The following is a 19195-nucleotide window of genomic DNA, read 5'->3' on the forward strand; positions in this document are numbered from 1 at the left end:
CATGGGCATTGATCTTCCGCTGATTTGGTTTGTGATCATCGTGTTCAGCACCATGATGTACGTGGTAATGGACGGCTTTGATTTGGGTATCGGCATCCTGTTCCCCTGGGTTAAGGACAGTGGTGACCGTGATGTGATGATGAACACCGTCGCCCCGGTGTGGGACGGCAATGAAACCTGGCTGGTACTGGGCGGAGCGGCGCTGTTTGGCGCCTTCCCATTGGCTTACGCGGTGATCCTCGACGCGCTGGCCATTCCGCTGACCCTGATGTTGTTTGGCCTGATCTTCCGCGGTGTGGCCTTTGAGTTCCGCTTTAAGGCCACGGCGGAAAAACGTCATATCTGGGACAAAGCGTTTATCTGGGGATCAGTGTTCGCCACCTTTAGCCAGGGAGTGGTAGTGGGTGCCATCATCAAGGGTTTCCCGGTCAACGGCCGCACCTATGCCGGTGGCGCCCTCGACTGGCTGACCCCGTTCGCGCTGTTTTGCGGGTTGGGGCTGGTGGTGACCTATGCGTTGCTCGGCTGCACCTGGCTGGTGATGAAAACCGCCGGTGACCTGCAGGCCCGCATGTACCGGCTGGCAATACCACTGTTGGCTACCCTGCTGCTGGTGTTGGCGGTAGTCAGTATCTGGACGCCGATTGCTCACCCGGAGATCGCCACCCGCTGGTTCTCACTGCCGAATCTGTTTGTGCTGCTGCCGGTGCCGATCCTGGTGCTGCTCAGCGCCTGGGGCATTGGGCATGGGGTGAAAAATGCGGCGCACTACTCGCCGTTCTTGCTCACCCTGCTGCTGGTGTTCCTTGGCCTGAGCGGGTTGGGCATCAGCATTTGGCCGCTGTTGATCCCCCCTTCCATCACGCTGTGGCAAGCCGCTGCGCCGCCGCAAAGCCTGGGCTTTATGCTGGTTGGCGCGCTGTTTATTATTCCGATTATTTTGGTTTACACCTTCTGGAGCTACTACGTGTTCCGCGGCAAGGTCAGCCATGAACAGGGTTATCACTGATGAGGGAAGAAACTATGCAGGATAAAACCGCACCTGTACCGGCCCCCTGGTGGAAACGCGTCGGTTGGCTGGTCGTGATCTGGAGCGCCAGCGTGCTGGGGCTGTTCGCGGTCGCTTCGCTGTTCCGCCTGTTGATGAATGCAGCGGGCATGAGATCGCATTAACAATACACGCCCAAATGCCACCTGACCCAGGTGGTTATTTGGGCAACAGTTTTAAACCGGGTTACGGTAACCATCAACAATTTGGTGTGCCATTTCATCAAGTTCAGTGTCATTCATCAGGCGGTTTGCCACAGCTATGAACTCTGCTGTTTCAATATTATCAACAGTGATGGTAAATACCGTCAAGTTATACAAAAAACGTTCTGTTTCATTTCCTGGTAAATCATCAACACCACCAAAAATGGACTTATAATAATAATCACTAAGCAGGCGCAGTAAAAAAGCAACCTGATTAACATCTACCTTATATTCAACAACCATTACCGTTAGCTTGACGAGAAAAAATGACTCCCTCAGCGTATGTCCATTAACCAACATGAATGTTGCACATGATATAAAAGCGGTTTGCTTATTAGCATCAGCAAATGCATGCGATTTTGCTATAGAAATTAAATATACTGCGGCAAGTTCAAATACATCATCACATAAGTGATAGTGGTAATGATTGGCCACCCGACCCAGGGCACCTTCCAGCTTATCAATATCTACTACTGCTCCCTGAGGTAGGGTGACGCGCTGAATATCAATCACCTCTTGAACAGAAAGAAAGATAAGTTTCTCCATCACTTACCCTCCAAATCCCTTATGGTTTTGGCATGACGTTTTCTCACTTCGTCGACAGCATCTTTGATAGAAAGTTGGTTAGCCGAGTTTGACGGTTTCTCCGATTCAGCTTGTTTTTGCAGAGTATCAATCGTGGTTTTATCGAGCATTCCCTGAAGTTTAATGATTCTCCCAAGCGCTTCGACCTCTTTCGACACTATGGACGGCGTAACCTTATCAGCATTTATAGCCGATACGGCATTACGTACCATTGTCTTTAAAATTTCACTATCCAACACATTGGTTGTTGAAATTAATGATTTGCTATTATCCTGTCCCAGCATTACAGATTCCTTTCCTCGTTGAGTAACAATGAAAGTCTCGCCATCGCGAATTTCATCTAATACCTGAGATAAATCGGCTCGGAGTCGGGTAAAAGTAATTTCTTTCATAGTAACCTCTATCCACGCATGCCTGAGTGTTTATGACAGAGATTAACATTTCAAAAGATGATTATCACGTACCTGTACAGAATGCGACCTCAACCCATTGTTATCGATTCATTAGATAAATGAATCGGCCAACAACGTTTAGCTCAGTTTCTATTGCTATCTTTCAGTGGGATAGAGTCTACCTGAGCCTTATAAATCGTTCAATTAGTGAACTGCGTGACGCTTCGCAAATTCAATAACTACTGGGGTTTGCGCCCCATCGCGCTGAGAAAGCGCTGCTGCAGCCGCAGCAACTCCCCCAGTTCCAATACCCGATAGTCGATGCCAAAGCGCGGTGCCACCTCGGCAATGATACGGCTTAATGCCGGGTAATGGCGGTGGCTCCAGTGCGGGAACAGGTGGTGGGTCAGGTGCAGATTAGCGCCGCCCAACCAATAGCCCAGCCAGCGCGGCCGCGGGAACCAGTCAAAGGTGGTGGCGAACACATGGTGGTACCAGCCGTGCGCTAACGGCCCCTGCGCCGGTGCCTGATAAAATTGCGCCTTGGCCCAGTGGGTGCCGATAATCAACATTACGAACAGCAGTGAAGACAACATCTGGCTTAGCAGATAAACCAGCAGGATTTGCCCCATGCCGATTGCCGGCGGCAGCAGATAACACGGGATCGCCAATGCCAACAGCAGGTGCGCCGCTTTGCCCGCCAGAAAAATACCCCAACCGCGTATGCCCTGTTGTGCCATCCGCGCCCTGACCCGGGTTCGCCCTGCCCGGTCCAGCCAGTCGAACAGCCAGATGTAATACGGAAAGGTCATCGCCGCTACCAGCGGCCAGTAAAAGCGCTGCGCGCGCATAAAGGGCCGCCAACGCTGGAACGGCGTCTGCCGCAGCACGCCATTGGCGTCGATGTCGGGATCGTAATGTTCAATGTTATTGTGGGCATGATGAAAAATAACGTGCCGCACCCGCCAGCAATCGGGATCCAGACCGAGCGGGATACTCACCAGGCAATTCAGCCAGCGGTTGGCCCAGGGTTGTCTGAAAAACGCGTTGTGCGACGCGTCGTGCACCACGTTAACCGTGAGGAACATGCCGATGAAGATAAAACCGAAGTAGCAGGCAAAAAATGCCCAGAGACTCTGCTGCTGCAGGCTCACCCCATAACAAAGCGCGCATAGCGCCAGCAGGAAAAGCACCTTCGCCAGCATGCCGCCGTCGGCAAAACGATGGTCGCGATTGTCGGCCAGATAACCCTGTGCGGCCTGCATCAGCGCACGATGCAACCCGGTGTCATCCGGCTTGAAGGCCAACGGCCGCAACGGCTTCATGGCTGCCCCATCCGACGTAAGAAATGCTGTTGCTGCGCCAGCAGTTCGCGGTAACCAATGCAGCGGTATTCCATACCGTATTGCGCCGCCAACTGCGCCACTATGGCGGCCAGCGCCGGATAATGACGATGATTCCAGCCGGGAAACAGATGATGGGTCAGATGATAATTCAGCCCGCCGGTCAGGTGTTGCAACCCACGCGGCGAAGTCTGCCAGTCACAGGCGGTCGCGAAATTATGGCGATACCAGCCATGTGGCATGCTTTCGCCCTCCGGCGCCGGGTAAAATTCGGCCTGCGCCCAATGGGTTCCCAACAGTAGAAACACCACCAACAACGAGGCGCACATCTGGCTGAGCGCATAGGCCAGCAGCACCCACGGCCAGCCGATACCGTTCTGCTGGCACAGCACCAGGGGGATTGCCAGCACCAACAACAGATGGCTAATCTTGCACAGGATAAACACCGCCCAGCCGCTGCGGCCCGGTAAAATGTTCTTTTCATGCAACGGGGTTTTTCCCAGGCGATCCGACCAGTCAAATATCCAGGCGATATAGGGCAAGGAGAGTGCGGCAATCAACGGCCAGTACAGGTGCTGATAACGCATATGTTTGCGCCAGCGCTGGAACGGCGTCTGGCGGAAAAAACCATTCTCTTCGGTATCCAGATCGTAGTGTTCGACGTTGGCATAAACGTGGTGATATTCCACATGCCGCACCCGCCAATAATCCGGGTCTACCCCCAGCGGCAGCGTCACCAGCCGCCCCGCCAGTCGGTTGGCCCAGGGGGCGCGTAGAAAAGCATTATGCGAGGCATCGTGGTTCACATTCACGTTGAGTAACATGCCCATCATCACGAACAAGAAATAGCAGGCCAAAAATGCCCAAACCTGCTGCTGCATCAGACTCAGCGCATAAAAGCCCGTGCACAGCGCCAACAACAGCGCCGCCTTTGCCAGCCGCCAACCGTCGGCATAGCGATGGCCACCGGCCAGATAGGCATGAGCCGCCCGTTTAAGCGCACGATGAAACGCCTGCTCACCGTCGGCGGGAAACTTCAGTGGTGCCAGTGTGTCAGCCATGGGGTTCCTCCACCGGCTTAAGAGCGCGCACGCGACCCCAGCCCAGCGCCACGCAAACCCCGTGCAATGTGATCAAGGCCATCGCGAGATGCCAATAACGCTGCGACCATCCGAGGTAACCAATAAACAGCAGCGGAAGGCTCAGCGTAATCATCAACCAGGCGGCAACCGCCCAGCGATGCCCTTCGGTCATGCCGCCCAGCGCCATCGAGCCCAACGCCAGCAACACCAGCAGCGCCATCTGCGGCCAACTGATATCGCTGTAGCCATAGCCGTACTGGTAAACATAGCCAATCACCAGCGCAAACAGCAGCATGGCGCCACTGAACACGCTAAGCGCCGAGTAGCGGAATCGGCCGTTTGTCGCTTTGGGCCGCCAACGCAGGCGAAAATAACGCAAGAATGGCAGATTGCTGGCCCAGAACGGATTGGCGGAAGGTTTATCGCCGCTAACGCCATACACAAACGGCGTTTCCGGCAGGCTCGGGCAAAAAGTGCCAAACAGCTTGTCCCAAAAAATAAAACTGCCGCCAAAGTTCTGGTTCGAATAGGCCATATCTTTAACGTGATGCACCCGATGGTGCGCTGGCGTAACAAGAATATACTCCAGCCAGCCGAGCTTGGGGGTCAGCGCATTATGGTTAAACAATTGGATGCTGTAATGCAGGATCGAGACCGTGACAAACACCGACAGCGGCACGCCCAACAGCGCCAACAGCAGAAAAAACGGGATCGAGGTCAACGACGAATACCAGGAATTGCGCACCCCCAGCGACAGATTGAAATGCTCACCCTGATGATGCACCACATGTACCGCCCACAGCACGCGCAGGTGATGATGCAAGCGATGCAACCAGTAAAAGCCGAAGTCCCACGCCAGCAGGGCAAACAGCCACATCAGCACCGGTGGCCAACTGCTCAGCAGATCCAGGCTGAAGTGCGCCGCCACATAGCCGTAACAGGTGATTTCCAGCCCGCGGAACAACCACAGCATGATATGGCCGGAGTTGAGATTGAACACCAGATCGTGCCAGTTGACCTGCTGGCGCTGTACATACTGCAGCACCAGCGCCTCGCCAATCACCACAAACAGCATGAACAGGATCGGCATCGCCAGTTCGCTCATCCTATCTCTCCTTTGGTGGCATTACGCCGCCAGCTTTGTTTGCGCTGAACCAACCAGCCGGCCAAAAATGCCAGCAACGCCCCGCTGGCCAGATCGACCAGCAGATGGCGGCGCAGTTGCAAAATGGAAAAGGCAATCGCCAGCGCCCACAGTATCAACAGCGCGGTTCTCACTTTACGCTGCCGGCAGCTCAGTGCCCATACCGCCAGCACCGTCAGCGCCATATGGAGTGAAGGCAGGCAGTTTTGCAGCGAGTCCACCTGGGTCAGCGCCGCCAGCAGTTTTGAACTCACGCCGACCCCGCTGTCTGGCGGGTAAGCCATAGTGGTCGGCCACAACAGGTAAACCGCCCCGGCCCCCAACGCCGTCAGTTGCATCGCGGCACGCAACCATCGAACCCGCGGGATCGGTGCCAACAAGTAGCCCAACGGAATAATGATAAAGAAAGACAGGTACAGCCAAATGGCCGTCGGACTAAAGGGGATCCAACGGTCAATCGCCGAAGGGGGAAGCAGCGTGCCCACGCCCTGCAGGCGATCGGTACTGCTATAAACCACCCCAACGAATCCCCAACCCAACAGCATTTGCCACAGCCGGTACGGCAGCGTTTTCATCATGCCGCCACCTGCCGGGTGATCCGTCTTCTCTTGCGGTCAAACTGCGGCATCACCGCCTGCACGCTCAGTTGCCATTCCAGCCCAGCGCTGTCGATGCCATGGCGTTCAAACAAGGCAGACAGCTGCAGCCAGCAGTGCGCCAGTTCTGCTTCGCTACAGTCGGCAATCAGTTGCAACTGCCGCTCGCCGCTCTGGATTAGGCGGTAATCGCTGGTCAGCGGCAGCGCATTGGCGATCGCCCGGCTGCATAAATCGGCAAACACCAGTTGAGGCTGGCCAAGGGCATCCGGCAACATCAGTTGATCGTCTCGCCGCCCTTCAATACGCGCAATCGCCATCGACGCCTGCCCACAGGGGCATGGCTCGGTCTGCCTGACCAGCACGTCATCCAGCCGGTAGCGTACGATCGGTTGGGTGCTGCGGGTGAAGTCGGTGATTAACGGCGTAAAGCGCTGATCGTCAATCCATTGGGGTTCTATATGCAAAAACTCTTCGTTCAGGTGCAGAGTCCCGTGCGCGCAAGTGGCCGCCAGGAAGCCTTCGGTGGCCTGATAGACCTCGCCCACCGCCGGGAACACCTGCGCCAACAGCCGCCGGTCTTGCTCCTCCAGCACCTCGGCGACAGAAATCACCTTTTTGACCTCGAGCCGAATCTGGTTGGCCAGCACCGCCAGCGCCAGCGCCCGCAGTACCTGAGCCGGCGCGACAATAATGGTGGGCGCCTGTTGCTCCAGCCGTGCCAACTGCGCGGTAAAGGGGGCGAAAAGATCGTAAAACTCCAGGCTCAGCCAGCGGTTGTTGACGCTGTGATACAGGTTATTGTCCGCCCGCAGAAACAGCGCCACGCGCTCGCCGGCAAACAGCCCGTCCGGCAGCATTTTCGCCAGCATGCCACCGGCCCAAAGGCTTTGTTCATGCGGGCTGACGACAAAAATACCGCGCTGGCCGGAAGTTCCCGACGACAGGCCCACGCTGTATTTACCGATTTTCGGGCTGAAATCTCGCTGTTGCTCGCTGCGCCGCGCGCAGGCCAGCAGTTGATCGCGGTGCAGCCCGGCGGTGTTCATTTGATCAAACTGCGCCATCATCAGCGCCTTGTCCATCAGCGGCCAGGTGGCAATAGCTTGCCGGTTGAAACGCCTGAAATAAGGACTCTTCGCCAGCACTCGGCGCGCAAAACTCTTTAACCGTTTGGCCTGGTATGCCTCCAGCGCCTGGCGGTCGGCAAAAGTTAAGCGTCGGGTGCGAAAGTAATGCCACAGCGTCATTAGCGGGATCATAAATCCCCCTCATGACAGAGTAAAATATTCGCGCTGCCGCTCGCCCATAGCTGATTCAGCCGCTCCAGAGTACGGTAATAGGCGCTGGCATCATCCATCACCAGATTGGCCAAGCGTGAAGGCCCGCGCATTTGCTGATAACTCAGCGGTGACCAGGCTGCATCGCTGGCCAGCAGCGTCCAGCCAGCGTCGGTGAGAATAAACGCACCAATATGCCCGGCCGCATGCCCCGGCAAATCAACCAGCAGGATCTGCCCTTCACTGCCCGGCAGCGCATAGCCGCGATCAAAGGGGGCCAGCAGCGCAGGCAGACTGACCTGTTGGAAACCCTCGATAAACTGCAGGCCACTCTCAAAATCATCAGGGATCAAACCGGGGATAAAGGCGCGTTTTAATGCCGCGAAGCCCCGTAAGGTACGAGTTTGCCGCCAGCCTTCGCCTGAGCAGATAAAATCGAGGTGTTTGAAATCACGCAGCCCGGCAATATGGTCGGCGTGAAAGTGCGAAATAATCAGCGCCTGAATATCATTAGCGGCGTAACCGGCAGACAGCAACTGCTGGCTCAGTGATTCACGAGGGTCGAAATACACCGGCGTCATTTGGCGGTAGATGCGGAAAATGCCGGACTGCGTCTGCTGCTGGAAATAGTGCGCATAGCCGGTATCCCACAGCCAACGACGATCCCCCACTTCAAGCAAATAAGCACGGGCCGGGAATTTACACACCCGAAAACCGGCACCGCGCAGCGCCATACAGCCGATATGGGTACAGTACCCCACTTCAAAAGCCGTGACCTTAGCCATGGGGCTGCTCTCCTTGCCGCTTAAGCCACTCGCCGGTGATGCGGATCCCCTCTTCCATCGAATAGCGTGGCCGATAGCCCAACTGTTCCACGGCAAGGGTTTGGCTCAGCGTCATATCGAAATGCACCGCCGCCACGCTATAGCGCGTCAGCATGGGTTCTTTGCCGGTAAAACGGGCCAGTAACTCCAGCCCGCCCGCCAGAGCATACAGCAAGGAGTAAGGCACCGCCTGCAACCGGTAGCGCAGCCCCAATTGCTGACGCAGCAGCGAATCCAGCATCTCCGCCAGCCGCTGCGGCTGGTGATTAGTAATGTTGTAGGCCGCGCCGGATGGCAACCCGTGCTGGCGGCTGGCCAGATCCATCGCATGCACCACGTTAAGTACAAAGGTCAGATCCAATACCGCTTTGCCACCGCCAGGCAACCGTAGCACCCCGCGATCGCGATCCAACTGTTGCAGCACCCGCGGTACAATCACCCGGTCGTGTGGGCCGAACAGCCCTCTGGGCCGTAGAATAATATAGGTCGTTTGCGGGTAACGCGGTACCAGTGCCTGCAACCGCTGCTCGGCAGCATATTTGCTGGCGGCGTAATGGTTGGCGAAACGCCTGGCGCGATAGCCTTCGTCAATATTCTGCTGCGGCCGAAAATCGAAATAGATTGCCGGTGTGGAGATGTGAACAAAACGCCGGACGCCACAGTCCCCTGCCGCCTGCGCCAATTTTTCAGTCGCGGCCTCGTTGGCCTGATAGAACTCGCTTTTGCTGCCCCAGGGCGAGGATTTGGCCGCGCAGTGCCAGACCCAATCACAGTTGGCCATCAGTTGACGGCACTGCGCCACCGTGGCCTGCGCCAAATCCAGCGGACTGAACTCGGCACCCAACTCACGCAGTTCCTGACCGGCGTGACTGTCACGCCCGGTGGCATGCACCTGATGACCCGCTTCCAACAGCCACTGCGCAGCGTTGCGCCCCAGCCCACTGGTGGCTCCGGTGACCAACACCCTCATGGCAGCAGCACCATGCCGGCCAGTGACAGCCCGGCGGCGGTGCCGATCAGCATCACCGGCTTACCTGGGTTAAATCGCCCGCCGGTAACCGCAGCGTGTAACGCCGTGGGGATAGACGCCGCCACCTGATTGCCGTGATAGCGATAAATATCCACCAGTACCTCGGGGGGAACATGCAGCCGCTTGCGCATATGTTCGAGCGACAGGTGGCTCGCCTGATGCGGCACCACCGTCGCGATCTGCGCCAGTGTCAGGCCACTGGCTGCCAGCAGACGAGCAAGATAATCTTCGATCAGTGCCGACGCCTGGCGGAACAGCTGTTTGCCCTGCATATGGAACAGGAAATCGCTGTTATTCATACCGGCGCGCGGGTTGCGCCGCGTCCCCCCGGCGCGTATTTCGCACAGCTCGCTACCTTCAGGATAGGTCTCCACCAGGCTGGCCAAAATACCGCTGCTGCCGTCGCCACGCTCGACGATGGCACAGGCCGCGCCGTCGCCAAAAATCAGTGAGGACTCTTCATGCTCCCAGTCAATACCGCGAGAAGCCAAATCGGCTGAGACAATAGCAATGCGCCGGTAGGTACCGGCATTCAGCAGCCCGGCGGCCACCTGCAGGGCGGAGATAAAACTGACGCAGCTGCTGTTGATATCGAAACCGGCAGTGCCCGGTGCCAGTCCGGCCACCTTAAGAATATGCGCCGCCGTGCAAGGCAGAGCCTGTACTGAAATCGCGGATGCGGAAATCAGCAGATCTATCGACTGCGCGTCGATGCGGCAACGGGTTAAGGCATCCTGCAATGCGGCGACGGCCAGTTCAGCCTGGCTGGCATCATCGGTGGCGTGAAAACGGTAGCTGATACCGGAGCGTTTCTCGACGTAGCCTGTCGGCTTGCACAGCAGGCTATCGAGCGCGGAGGAGTCGACTCGGTTGGGGGGCAGTGCTGCCCCCGTGGCGATGACTTTCAACGGCAGCAACGTGGGTGAACATGATTGTGTTGTCATTATTATTGTTAACTAACCTGCATATCCATAAAGCGATCTCCCGGCGCTATCCTGTGACAGCACCGAGTCATCCCCGGTTTTAAATCCCAAAGTGCCCGCAAACCTGGGCTATTGATTGTTGTTATGCACTGCAAATAGCCGGCGGCCGCCGACAATTAATTGTAACAATACTGAGATAGCAAGTTTACGGCAAGGAAGCAAAAATGCGCAAATCGGCAGGCGTTATCTGGCGGTACGATGAGGGAAATAAAAGGAGATCACCAATGTGACCAACGGCAGTGCGCCAATCTTCAACAGTTCAAACACCTGCCTGATGGATTCATTTTGATCCCAATACGCGTGGGCAACAAAAACGCCCACGCTGATAACGAAGATGCCGCACAATACCTGACGCGCCAGACGAAGACGTTCCATTTCGTCAAACACCAACACTTGTTCCTGATAAAGTCCATTGGCTTCTGCCAGTATTTTCGTCTCTTCAGCCTTCATGGAAAAATCCCCACGACCTGCCCCACCGCCTCCAAATCCTGGCCGTTCCCTCGCACGATACCCAGGGATGAACCATCTTGTTTCACCCACTGTTTATCAGCAATGGCAATCAACGCGAAAGCCATCTTGATCACCTCGGTTTTCTCCATTCCATGCCGCTTGGCAATATCGTTCAGATCGTCGTCAATTTTATTTGATAACCGAATTGGCAAACTACGCATACCCCACCTCCTGTGGCTGTCAGTTAGTGGAGAAAAGCTTACTTCACCAGCGATCATTGTTCAATTAGTGAACTGCGTAACGCTTCGCAAATTCAGCAGCTTGCGCGAAATAAGCGTCTCATCGAACTGGCAAATATGAAAAGTCAGCCTATTGCTGCCAGGTATTAAAGAAGATCGGATTTTACAGCCCACAGACTTTCGAACTTTTGCACCCAACCTGCACTATACTGCCCCTTGCATCGTCAATGATTGACGGACGACGCCAATGGCCGGCCTGTTGCCGGCCTTTGTTTTTTTCGAGGAGAAGCAATGCAAAAATCTCACAATCACCGCAAGCACCTGACCCGTACCGAGGTCACTCGCCTGCTGCAACAGGCCGCCGCCGGACGAGCGCCCGAGCGAGACAGCTGCCTGATCTGGATGGGTTTCATCCACGGCTGCCGCGTTAGTGAGCTTAATGGCCTGCGCATGGCGGACCTGGATATGGAAAGCGGTTGCGTCTATATGAACCGCCTTAAAAACGGGTTATCCACCATCCATCCGCTGGAAACCACCGAGAAACATCTACTGACCCGCTGGCTGGAAAAACGCCGGTCCTGTCGCAATCTGGAGGATGAAGAATGGCTGTTTCTGTCGCAGAAAGGCTACCGGCTGTCGCGCCAGCGCATTTATCGTATGTTGCAGGCTTACGGTAAGCAGGCCGGACTGGATGTGGATGCCCATCCGCATATGTTGCGCCATGCCTGTGGCTATGCGCTGGCGGATAATGGCGCAGATACCCGGGTGATCCAGGACTATCTGGGACACCGTAATATTCAGCATACGGTGCTGTATACCGCGGCCAATGCCGGACGATTTAAACACCTGTGGAAAGAGGAAAAAGAGGCGGAAAATGTAACAATTTGAGTCAAACTGTTAACTAAACTAGGAATATCCTGAAAAAAAGTCAATGCTTGTTTTACGGTTTTTTAATCCTTACCTATAACTCTATTAATATCAACAAAATAAATTCATCCCTCACTAACGTCTTCACATAACTATGCCCATCAATTCCAGGTTTTTCGTCACGGTCAGCCTATTTCTTTTATCTCCCTGAATCATTACTGAATAATTAAGCAGCATTACTCACCAATTTAAACACCATCCATGGTGTCATCTCCCATACATCACTCCAACTTAATCAACCTGAAGAACTATCTGCCTAATGTGTCAGTTTGACTCAAAATGTTGCGTTTGCATCGTTATGGCAACACGAGCGTCGGCTAAAAAAAGGACAACTCAATCAATGAGTTAAATGGACATTGTGCAAGACTGCACTTCTCAAGGAATCCTATCTATGAAAAAAACTCTGCTGGTCACTTCATTGGCTACGGCCGCATTGCTTTCCACCACTTCTTCGTTTGCTGCTGACGGTAACATCAACTTTACGGGTAAGATCCAAGATACAACCTGTGTGGTCGATTTGGCCGCGGGTGAAACGGGTATCAGTGTCCCTATGGGAGATCTGAATAAAACGGCCTTCTCGGGCGCCGGCTCTACCGGTACATCCAGCAAATTCACCATCAATCTGAAAAGTTGCCCAGCGACCTATACCAAAGCCACCGTCGAATTTGACGGCACTGCGGCAGGCAACGACAAAAAAGTACTGGCTCTGACTGCGGGCACCACTGCCGATCCTGCCGCTACCGGGGTTGGGATCCAAATCAGCGATAAAAGCGACACCGTTTTGGCATTAAAAACGCCGTCTGCCAGCTATGACTTGCTGACCGGTGCTGCGGACATTAACAAACTGGACTTTACCGCGCGCTATGTTGCCACGTCAGCGACGGTGACTTCCGGCGTAGCTAACTCCAGCGCCACTTTCAACATCAAGTATAACTAAACGCGAATGCGGCCTCTTTGAGGCTGTTTGGCTTTGCAGGGACTGCCCATTAGGGCGTCCCTTTTCAGGGAGAAACTGGGCATGAAAGCATGGCAGGTCGCGCTGTATCTTGGGTTGATATTGAGCAGCAGTCTGGTACAGGCGGGTGTGGTGATTGGGGCAACCCGAGTGGTGTACGACGGTGGATTGCGGGAAGCTTCATTAAGCGTGAGTAACCCGGATAAAGTCCCTTACCTGATCCAGTCCTGGGTCGATCCACAAACCGCCGGCAGTGAGAAAGTCCCGTTTATCCTGACACCCCCGCTGTTTCGTTTAGAAGCCGGGGACAAGAACGTACTGCGAATAGTGCGCCTGGGCGGCAATTTGCCAAAAGACCGCGAAGCGCTGTACTGGTTGAATGTGAAAGCCATCCCTTCGTCTGAGAATAAAAACAATACCCTCCAGATAGCGGTGAACACCCGCATCAAACTGATATATCGCCCAGAACAGTTGAAGGATAAATCTCCGGAGACGGTTGCCGGGCAATTGAGCTGGTCACGGCAAGGCGGAAAACTGCGGGTCAACAACCCTACGCCGTATTACATGAACTTTCAGAGTGTGAAGATCGAGGGCCAAGAGGTGCGGGATGCAACTTATGTAGCGCCGTTCAGCAGTGCGGATTTTGCTTTGCAAGAGGTGAAAGCAGGCAATGCGGTGAGTTGGATAGTTATCAACGATTTTGGCGGTAGCGGTGCCACCCAGCAGGGCAAATTAGCCGGGTGATGTTGACTCTTCACAGTGAGGTGAAAAGGCAAACAAGGGAGTGTGGCAATGAGTACGGAAACAGACCGACGATATCGTCAGGTGCCGCTGGCGGGGCTAATAGCCTTACAACTGGCATTACAGCCGACAGCACAGGGGCGAGATTATTTTAACCCGGCATTGCTGACTATTGGGACTCCCCAACAGGATGGCGTGGACTTATCGGCATTTGAGAGTGCCGGCGGGCAAATACCCGGCGTCTATCGGGTCGATATTTTTCTTAATCAGCAGATGGTGGCAACACGCTCGGTGACTTTTCATGCCGGATCCAAGGGGGATGGGTTACAACCCTGCCTTAGCGTGGCGGAACTGGGCGATTACGGCGTTCAGGTGAGCCGCTTTCCTACTCTGGGAGCCGCGGACAGCGCCTGTGTCGATCTGACGGCAATACCTCAAGCCTCGGCACGTTTGCAGTTTAACCAGCAGCGATTGCTGCTGAGCATTCCACAGGCGGCGATTAAACAGCAGCCGCGCGGCTATGTCTCCCCGACACAATGGGACGAAGGCGTTCCAGCGCTATTACTTAACTATAGCCTGAGCGGGGCCAACACCTATGCCAGAAATGGGAGTGACGGTAATAGCAACAATCAGTATGCCAACCTGCGTCCGGGGGCGAACCTCGGGCCATGGCGACTGCGTAACTACACCACCTGGGGCCGCGACAGTGACGGGCAAGACAAGTGGAATACAGTTTATACCTACGCCCAACGTAACCTGATTGGGTTGCAGAGTCAGATGACTTTGGGTGACAGCAACGCGCCCAGTGAGGTGTTTGATGCAGTGCCCTTCCGTGGTGGGCAACTGGCTTCGGATGACGACATGCTACCGGATAGCCTGCGAGGTTATGCGCCAATAGTCCGCGGCATTGCCCGCACCAATGCCCAGGTGGTAGTACGCCAAAACGGCTATGAGATTTACCGTACCTACGTAGCGCCGGGGGCATTTGTTATTGACGATATGTACCCTACCGGCGGCAGTGGCGACCTGCATGTCACCATCAAAGAAGCCGATGGCAGCGAACAGCAGCTAGTGGTGCCCTTCGCCTCCCTGCCCGTGTTACAGCGTGAAGGCCGGCTCAAATACAGCCTGACGGCGGGCCAATACCGCAGTTATGACCACAGCGTGGATAAAAGCGCCCTGATGCAGGGAACGGCCATTTATGGTCTGCCGTGGAACAGTACCTTGTATGGTGGCGTGCAAATGGCACAGCGCTACCAGTCGGTCGCACTGGGGCTGGGCAACAACCTTGGCGATTGGGGAGCATTCTCGGTGGATGTGACCCAGTCGCGGGGGCAGCAAAAAGGGCTGGATAGACAGACCGGGCAGTCGTGGCGTATGCGTTACAGCAAAAATATGGTGCAAACCGGTACCAACTTCGCCATTGCCGGTTATCGCTATTCGACCGCAGGGTTTTATGCCCTGTCGGAGGTGTTGGACACCTGGCGTAGCGGAGAGATGGCCTACTGGGCGTATGAGCGGCGGCGCAACCGGGCGGAACTGAGCATGAGCCAGCAGTTATGGCAGGACGGCGGTTCGCTCTCGCTCAGTGCGATACGCGAAGATTACTGGAACAGCGATCGCAGCATGGCCTCGTTGGGACTGGGCTACAACAACAGTTGGCAAGGGATCAGCTACGGGGTGAACTGGAGTTATAACCGTAATAGTTTTGGGCCGCAGCGCAGTAACGACCAGCAAATCGTCTTTAATCTCAACATGCCGCTAAACCTGTGGGACAACAACAGCAGTTGGGTGAGCTACAACCTGAACAATACCAAGGGCGGCGCGACTACTCAGTCTCTGGGGCTGAGCGGTATGGCGCTGCGGGATAACAGCCTGAGTTGGGCGGCACAGCAGAATTATGGCAACCGAGGGCAAGGTTACGGTGGCAATCTTAATCTGGACTACAAGGGGACTTACGGCGAACTGAGCTCGGGCTACGGTTATGACCGCAACAGCCAGCGGCTGAATTATGGTCTGCAAGGCAGCGTGGTGGCGCATGCCAGCGGCGTGACCCTGGGGCAACCCCTGGGTGAAACGGCGGCGCTGGTGGCGATGCCCGGCGCGGCAGGCGTTAGCGTCAATAACCAGACCGGTGTACGCACTGACTGGCGTGGTTATGCATTGGTGCCCTATCTGACACCCTATCGCAGCACCGACGTCACGCTGGCGACAGAAACCTTATCGGCAGACACCGACGTGGCACAGACCAGTCACCGCGTGGTCCCCACGCGCGGAGCGCTGGTGATGGCAACGTTCAGTGCCAGAGTGGGCGCACGGGTGTTGATGACGCTAACGCAAGGCAATGGCAAACCGGTGCCCTTTGGTGCCACGGTGAGCGAGGCCGACCAGAACGCGGCGCAGGGCAGCATCGTCGGCGACGGCGGCCAGGTATACCTGAGTGGCCTGGCTGAACAAGGAAAACTGACGGTGCAATGGGGGAACGGCAATGCCGGCCAGTGCCGGGTGGAGTATCAATTGCCAAAGACAGCCCTACAGGGAGAGATATTGCAAATGGACGAGGTATGTCAATGACAAGGAAAGAATCGACCAGGGAAAAACCATGGTGGGATGAGGTCGGCAAGTATTCTGTGCGGCGTGGTCACTGTATTTTACAAGCTTGTTTGATGGGGGGACTGCTCTGTTTGTCGATACCAGCAATGTCCTCTACGTGCCGGCTTGTTACTCCAGTAACCAGTAAAATACAAGATATCAATCTTGGAAATATAAAACTGTCGGACAGTACACCGATAGGCACAGTACTGGGCACCTATCAATTGGCAGGACCAGAAACTTACATCTTGTCCTATAGCCCACCTGACCCTGGATTCACCCGATTGTGTCAGGCGATTATGCGACTCTCTGTTAAACATAAACTTTCACCCGCTAATGGCTGGGTTGTCGCCAATAAGATTTCCAGTACTTCCGTGTCGGGGCTGGGAGTGCGAGTTTCACTCTATGACTCGAATTATATCGGCGATGAATGGCTGGCCAAGGCAGGGTGGTACTTTGTCCAGGTCCTGAATTACACCTGGAAGGTTGAACTGATAAAAACCGGGAAGATTACCAGCGGTAGTCTACCGACGGGGACCACCCTGGCAATCTTTAGCCTGACGGATCCGAATGGCTCCTGGGAGCTGGGCAGAATTCGTGTCGGCACCGCTGCATCATTTTCTCAAACCACCTGTACCCTGACCAACACGGCGATTGATGTCTCTTTAGGCAGTATATCTGCGGCTAAACTCACCGCTGTTGGCTCCACCTTTGGTGAAAAAACCTTCGATGTGGGGCTGAACTGCGATCCGGGGCTTAAGGTCAGCGTTTCCCTGAGTGGAACACAAAGCGCCGAAACTACGGATAGCAGCGTACTGGCATTGACCGGTGCCGGGCAAATCGGCGTAGCTAGCGGGTTGGGGGTACAAATATTGTCTGACGGGACATTGCTCAAGCGGGATACCAACCTACTGGTGAAAACGGTTGCCGGCGGCAAAGATAGCCTGCCCTTCAGCGCTCGCTACTACCAGACCAAAAAGGACGTCACCGGTGGCCGAGCCAATACTACCGCCACGCTGAATATCACCTATCAGTAACTCAATATGTAATTTATGGAAAACACTAACAGGAGAAGGAACATGCTGAAGATTATTCGCCACCCGGCGGTATGGATACTGTGTAGCGGCTTAGGGGCCAACGGTTTGGCTCAGGCCGACGCAGTCACGGTCAATATCACCGGCAATGTGATTGCCGCCCCTTGTGTCATTGATGGTGCCGGCTCTCTGGATATCAAACTGGACGATATCGTGGTCAGCAAATTGCAAAAAGCCGGTGACACCAGCCCGTTTAAAAGCTTTGATTTAAAACTGAAGGACTGTCCGGCGGCAACCACCAAGGTAACGGCCAGTTACACCGGCACGGTTTCGCCTCTCTATGACGACAGTTTTATCAATACCGGTACCGCAGGACAGTTGGCGCTGTACGTTCAGGATGGTGCAAGCAAAACGATTACCCCCAACACCACCCGTCAGGTCGCCGTGGACGCGACTACCAAAGCCGCGGTGTTTAGCCAGAAAGTGCAAATTTACTCGAAAGGCTCGGCCACTGCCGGCACGGTAATTGGCAACATTGTGGTGTCCTTTACCTATCAATAACTGATTGCGACGACAAGGAATCTGTCATGCACATGGTAGCTTTACAGACTGCTCGGACGCTACTGACGCTAATGCTTTGCAGTGGGGTCGTTAGGGCCGATGACGCCAGCGTCAATATTAGCGGACGCGTGCTGTCGGCCGCTTGTGAACCGACGGTTGACCCGCTGGCGGTGGACCTGGGCACCCTGTCGCGCAGCGTATTAAGCAGCAAAGGCGCGACCGGTACCCATACCGACTTCACCTTACGCCTGAATAGCTGCCCGGCAGAGGTCAGCCAGGTACAGGTGCAGTTTGATGGCGTCGTCGCAACCGGAGATAACAGTGCATTAGCGCTGACCGGCAGTAGCGTAGCGAAAGGGGTCGGTGTGCAACTGCTGGACGGTGCGAAAAAAGTGTTGGCTCCGGGGACGCGTTCACCGTTGATGTCAATCATCGGTGGCAATAGCACAGTGAATTCTCTGACCTTCAGCGCACGCTACATCGCCATCAGCGACACGGTAACCGCTGGCAGTGCCAATGCCAGCGCCACCTTTACCATTTGGTACAGTAAATGAAGGGCTCGCCGGTTTATCCTTTCGCGGCATCGCGTTGCACGCACGCTGGCCCGCAGCCCTTCCAGCGCGACGGTGAGCCTGCTCGCCAGGCTCTGCTGCCGGCCTATCTGCTCGCACGCTTGACCCCCACGGAACGCCGTATTGTACAGTCGCTGCTCAGCGGACAGGACTTGACGGCAATTGCCTGGAAGCTGCAGCGCGATATCCGCACCATCAGCAGCCACAAGCAACGGGCTATGGGTAAGCTCGGTCTGACCAGCAATGCCATGCTGTATGCGCTGGGGGCGCTGCTCAATCCGCCGTTATCTGCGGATATTACCGCGCGCCGTCAGTTACTGGCGCCGCGCGAGCAACAGGTGCTAAATGCCCTGCTCAATGGCCACAGCGTGTCGGACATCGCGTTCCAGCAGGGGCGCAGCGTGAAAACGGTCAGTTTCCAGAAGCGTCACTTAATGCAGAGGTTGGGGTTGCACAGTGAGGTGGAGTTATTTGCTCTGGCGCCACAGCGAGCGCGAGCCTTGCTGGCAAACTGGCAGGCGTCGATGGAACTGAGGCTGAGGGAAGAAAAAGTTTGTATCACGAATTCCCCCCATCTGACGGATCGCGTTTCGCCAGATGGAGGGTAATAGTTG

At 55.4% G+C, this 19195-nt stretch carries 22 protein-coding genes; 10 read left to right on the plus strand and 12 right to left on the minus strand.

Going from position 1 to position 19195, the window contains the following annotated elements; genetic code table 11:
- Window position 1: 1 nt before the first annotated feature.
- On the plus strand, window positions 2–1009 hold the full coding sequence (cydB, locus tag SERS4_RS0115320) for a cytochrome d ubiquinol oxidase subunit II (protein ID WP_017893143.1): 1008 nt from the start codon (window positions 2–4) through the stop codon (window positions 1007–1009).
- Window positions 1010–1023: 14 nt separating this feature from the next.
- Window positions 1024–1173 (plus strand): DUF2474 domain-containing protein, encoded by a 150-nt coding sequence (locus SERS4_RS26420; protein WP_071593056.1) that lies wholly within the window; start codon window positions 1024–1026, stop codon window positions 1171–1173.
- A gap of 51 nt (window positions 1174–1224) precedes the next feature.
- Here the strand turns inward: SERS4_RS26420 and SERS4_RS26425 are convergent, their stop codons facing one another.
- The 12 genes from SERS4_RS26425 to SERS4_RS0115385 form a co-directional block, all read right to left on the minus strand.
- Window positions 1225–1797, minus strand: coding sequence for a type II toxin-antitoxin system death-on-curing family toxin (locus SERS4_RS26425; RefSeq protein ID WP_017893144.1), 573 nt, complete (start codon window positions 1795–1797; stop codon window positions 1225–1227).
- Window positions 1797–2228: a type II toxin-antitoxin system Phd/YefM family antitoxin gene (locus SERS4_RS0115335; RefSeq protein WP_071593023.1), complete on the minus strand. Its 432-nt coding sequence runs from the start codon at window positions 2226–2228 to the stop codon at window positions 1797–1799. The genes SERS4_RS26425 and SERS4_RS0115335 overlap by 1 nt, the downstream gene beginning before the upstream one ends.
- A 239-nt stretch (window positions 2229–2467) precedes the next feature.
- A complete protein-coding gene (locus SERS4_RS0115340; protein WP_017893146.1) occupies window positions 2468–3553 on the minus strand; it encodes an acyl-CoA desaturase in 1086 nt (361 codons plus the stop codon).
- On the minus strand, window positions 3550–4632 hold the full coding sequence (locus tag SERS4_RS0115345; RefSeq protein WP_017893147.1) for an acyl-CoA desaturase: 1083 nt from the start codon (window positions 4630–4632) through the stop codon (window positions 3550–3552). Before SERS4_RS0115345 ends, SERS4_RS0115340 begins: the two co-directional genes overlap by 4 nt.
- Window positions 4625–5758 (minus strand): sterol desaturase family protein, encoded by a 1134-nt coding sequence (locus SERS4_RS0115350; RefSeq protein ID WP_017893148.1) that lies wholly within the window; start codon window positions 5756–5758, stop codon window positions 4625–4627. The genes SERS4_RS0115345 and SERS4_RS0115350 overlap by 8 nt, the downstream gene beginning before the upstream one ends.
- Entirely contained in the window at window positions 5755–6372 is a 618-nt protein-coding gene (locus tag SERS4_RS0115355; protein WP_037410738.1) for a phosphatase PAP2 family protein, read from the minus strand. The genes SERS4_RS0115350 and SERS4_RS0115355 overlap by 4 nt, the downstream gene beginning before the upstream one ends.
- Window positions 6372–7655 (minus strand): F390 synthetase-related protein, encoded by a 1284-nt coding sequence (locus tag SERS4_RS0115360; RefSeq protein ID WP_017893150.1) that lies wholly within the window; start codon window positions 7653–7655, stop codon window positions 6372–6374. The genes SERS4_RS0115355 and SERS4_RS0115360 overlap by 1 nt, the downstream gene beginning before the upstream one ends.
- The gene (locus SERS4_RS0115365) at window positions 7652–8458 is read right to left on the minus strand and encodes an MBL fold metallo-hydrolase (protein ID WP_017893151.1); all 807 of its coding nucleotides are present in this window, start codon (window positions 8456–8458) and stop codon (window positions 7652–7654) included. Before SERS4_RS0115365 ends, SERS4_RS0115360 begins: the two co-directional genes overlap by 4 nt.
- Entirely contained in the window at window positions 8451–9467 is a 1017-nt protein-coding gene (locus SERS4_RS0115370; protein ID WP_017893152.1) for an NAD(P)-dependent oxidoreductase, read from the minus strand. The genes SERS4_RS0115365 and SERS4_RS0115370 overlap by 8 nt, the downstream gene beginning before the upstream one ends.
- Window positions 9464–10471 (minus strand): 3-oxoacyl-[acyl-carrier-protein] synthase III C-terminal domain-containing protein, encoded by a 1008-nt coding sequence (locus SERS4_RS0115375; RefSeq protein WP_026142414.1) that lies wholly within the window; start codon window positions 10469–10471, stop codon window positions 9464–9466. Before SERS4_RS0115375 ends, SERS4_RS0115370 begins: the two co-directional genes overlap by 4 nt.
- Before the next feature lie 222 nt (window positions 10472–10693).
- Window positions 10694–10960: a hypothetical protein gene (locus SERS4_RS0115380; RefSeq protein ID WP_012145593.1), complete on the minus strand. Its 267-nt coding sequence runs from the start codon at window positions 10958–10960 to the stop codon at window positions 10694–10696.
- Entirely contained in the window at window positions 10957–11181 is a 225-nt protein-coding gene (locus SERS4_RS0115385) for a hypothetical protein (protein WP_017893154.1), read from the minus strand. Before SERS4_RS0115385 ends, SERS4_RS0115380 begins: the two co-directional genes overlap by 4 nt.
- A 309-nt stretch (window positions 11182–11490) precedes the next feature.
- Between SERS4_RS0115385 and SERS4_RS0115390 the strand changes: the two genes are divergently transcribed.
- The 8 genes from SERS4_RS0115390 to SERS4_RS25800 all read left to right on the plus strand — a co-directional run bounded on the left by SERS4_RS0115390 (window position 11491) and on the right by SERS4_RS25800 (window position 19189).
- A complete protein-coding gene (locus SERS4_RS0115390) occupies window positions 11491–12087 on the plus strand; it encodes a tyrosine-type DNA invertase (RefSeq protein WP_017893155.1) in 597 nt (198 codons plus the stop codon).
- 430 nt (window positions 12088–12517) lie between these two features.
- Window positions 12518–13063 carry a fimbrial protein gene (locus tag SERS4_RS0115395; protein WP_017893156.1) on the plus strand — a complete coding sequence of 182 codons (546 nt, stop codon included), beginning with the start codon at window positions 12518–12520 and terminating at the stop codon, window positions 13061–13063.
- 81 nt (window positions 13064–13144) lie between these two features.
- Entirely contained in the window at window positions 13145–13825 is a 681-nt protein-coding gene (locus SERS4_RS0115400) for a molecular chaperone (protein ID WP_017893157.1), read from the plus strand.
- Between the two features lie 48 nt (window positions 13826–13873).
- Window positions 13874–16396 (plus strand): fimbria/pilus outer membrane usher protein, encoded by a 2523-nt coding sequence (locus tag SERS4_RS0115405; RefSeq protein ID WP_017893158.1) that lies wholly within the window; start codon window positions 13874–13876, stop codon window positions 16394–16396.
- A gap of 407 nt (window positions 16397–16803) precedes the next feature.
- On the plus strand, window positions 16804–17451 hold the full coding sequence (locus SERS4_RS27180) for a fimbrial protein (protein ID WP_017893159.1): 648 nt from the start codon (window positions 16804–16806) through the stop codon (window positions 17449–17451).
- Between the two features lie 42 nt (window positions 17452–17493).
- Window positions 17494–18009, plus strand: coding sequence for a fimbrial protein (locus SERS4_RS0115415; protein WP_017893160.1), 516 nt, complete (start codon window positions 17494–17496; stop codon window positions 18007–18009).
- Between the two features lie 26 nt (window positions 18010–18035).
- Window positions 18036–18563 carry a fimbrial protein gene (locus SERS4_RS0115420; RefSeq protein WP_017893161.1) on the plus strand — a complete coding sequence of 176 codons (528 nt, stop codon included), beginning with the start codon at window positions 18036–18038 and terminating at the stop codon, window positions 18561–18563.
- The gene (locus tag SERS4_RS25800; RefSeq protein WP_051071212.1) at window positions 18560–19189 is read left to right on the plus strand and encodes a LuxR C-terminal-related transcriptional regulator; all 630 of its coding nucleotides are present in this window, start codon (window positions 18560–18562) and stop codon (window positions 19187–19189) included. The genes SERS4_RS0115420 and SERS4_RS25800 overlap by 4 nt, the downstream gene beginning before the upstream one ends.
- Window positions 19190–19195 lie beyond the last annotated feature (6 nt).

This window comes from Serratia sp. S4 (assembly GCF_000347995.1).
Classification (GTDB): Bacteria; Pseudomonadota; Gammaproteobacteria; order Enterobacterales; family Enterobacteriaceae; genus Serratia; species Serratia quinivorans.

What these genes read in the sequence shown, in the direction of transcription:
- SERS4_RS25800 (WP_051071212.1), top strand. Translation starts at nt 18,560, where the DNA reads ATGAAGGGCTCGCCGGTTTATCCTTTCGCGGCATCGCGTTGCACGCAC.
- SERS4_RS0115370 (WP_017893152.1), bottom strand. Translation starts at nt 9,467, where the DNA reads ATGAGGGTGTTGGTCACCGGAGCCACCAGTGGGCTGGGGCGCAACGCT.
- SERS4_RS0115350 (WP_017893148.1), bottom strand. Translation starts at nt 5,758, where the DNA reads ATGAGCGAACTGGCGATGCCGATCCTGTTCATGCTGTTTGTGGTGATT.
- SERS4_RS0115390 (WP_017893155.1), top strand. Translation starts at nt 11,491, where the DNA reads ATGCAAAAATCTCACAATCACCGCAAGCACCTGACCCGTACCGAGGTC.
- SERS4_RS0115345 (WP_017893147.1), bottom strand. Translation starts at nt 4,632, where the DNA reads ATGGCTGACACACTGGCACCACTGAAGTTTCCCGCCGACGGTGAGCAG.
- SERS4_RS0115375 (WP_026142414.1), bottom strand. Translation starts at nt 10,471, where the DNA reads ATGACAACACAATCATGTTCACCCACGTTGCTGCCGTTGAAAGTCATC.
- cydB (WP_017893143.1), top strand. Translation starts at nt 2, where the DNA reads ATGGGCATTGATCTTCCGCTGATTTGGTTTGTGATCATCGTGTTCAGC.
- SERS4_RS0115380 (WP_012145593.1), bottom strand. Translation starts at nt 10,960, where the DNA reads ATGAAGGCTGAAGAGACGAAAATACTGGCAGAAGCCAATGGACTTTAT.
- SERS4_RS0115335 (WP_071593023.1), bottom strand. Translation starts at nt 2,228, where the DNA reads ATGAAAGAAATTACTTTTACCCGACTCCGAGCCGATTTATCTCAGGTA.
- SERS4_RS0115360 (WP_017893150.1), bottom strand. Translation starts at nt 7,655, where the DNA reads ATGATCCCGCTAATGACGCTGTGGCATTACTTTCGCACCCGACGCTTA.
- SERS4_RS26425 (WP_017893144.1), bottom strand. Translation starts at nt 1,797, where the DNA reads ATGGAGAAACTTATCTTTCTTTCTGTTCAAGAGGTGATTGATATTCAG.
- SERS4_RS0115365 (WP_017893151.1), bottom strand. Translation starts at nt 8,458, where the DNA reads ATGGCTAAGGTCACGGCTTTTGAAGTGGGGTACTGTACCCATATCGGC.
- SERS4_RS0115355 (WP_037410738.1), bottom strand. Translation starts at nt 6,372, where the DNA reads ATGAAAACGCTGCCGTACCGGCTGTGGCAAATGCTGTTGGGTTGGGGA.
- SERS4_RS0115420 (WP_017893161.1), top strand. Translation starts at nt 18,036, where the DNA reads ATGCACATGGTAGCTTTACAGACTGCTCGGACGCTACTGACGCTAATG.
- SERS4_RS0115415 (WP_017893160.1), top strand. Translation starts at nt 17,494, where the DNA reads ATGCTGAAGATTATTCGCCACCCGGCGGTATGGATACTGTGTAGCGGC.
- SERS4_RS0115400 (WP_017893157.1), top strand. Translation starts at nt 13,145, where the DNA reads ATGAAAGCATGGCAGGTCGCGCTGTATCTTGGGTTGATATTGAGCAGC.
- SERS4_RS0115405 (WP_017893158.1), top strand. Translation starts at nt 13,874, where the DNA reads ATGAGTACGGAAACAGACCGACGATATCGTCAGGTGCCGCTGGCGGGG.
- SERS4_RS0115340 (WP_017893146.1), bottom strand. Translation starts at nt 3,553, where the DNA reads ATGAAGCCGTTGCGGCCGTTGGCCTTCAAGCCGGATGACACCGGGTTG.
- SERS4_RS0115395 (WP_017893156.1), top strand. Translation starts at nt 12,518, where the DNA reads ATGAAAAAAACTCTGCTGGTCACTTCATTGGCTACGGCCGCATTGCTT.
- SERS4_RS0115385 (WP_017893154.1), bottom strand. Translation starts at nt 11,181, where the DNA reads ATGCGTAGTTTGCCAATTCGGTTATCAAATAAAATTGACGACGATCTG.
- SERS4_RS26420 (WP_071593056.1), top strand. Translation starts at nt 1,024, where the DNA reads ATGCAGGATAAAACCGCACCTGTACCGGCCCCCTGGTGGAAACGCGTC.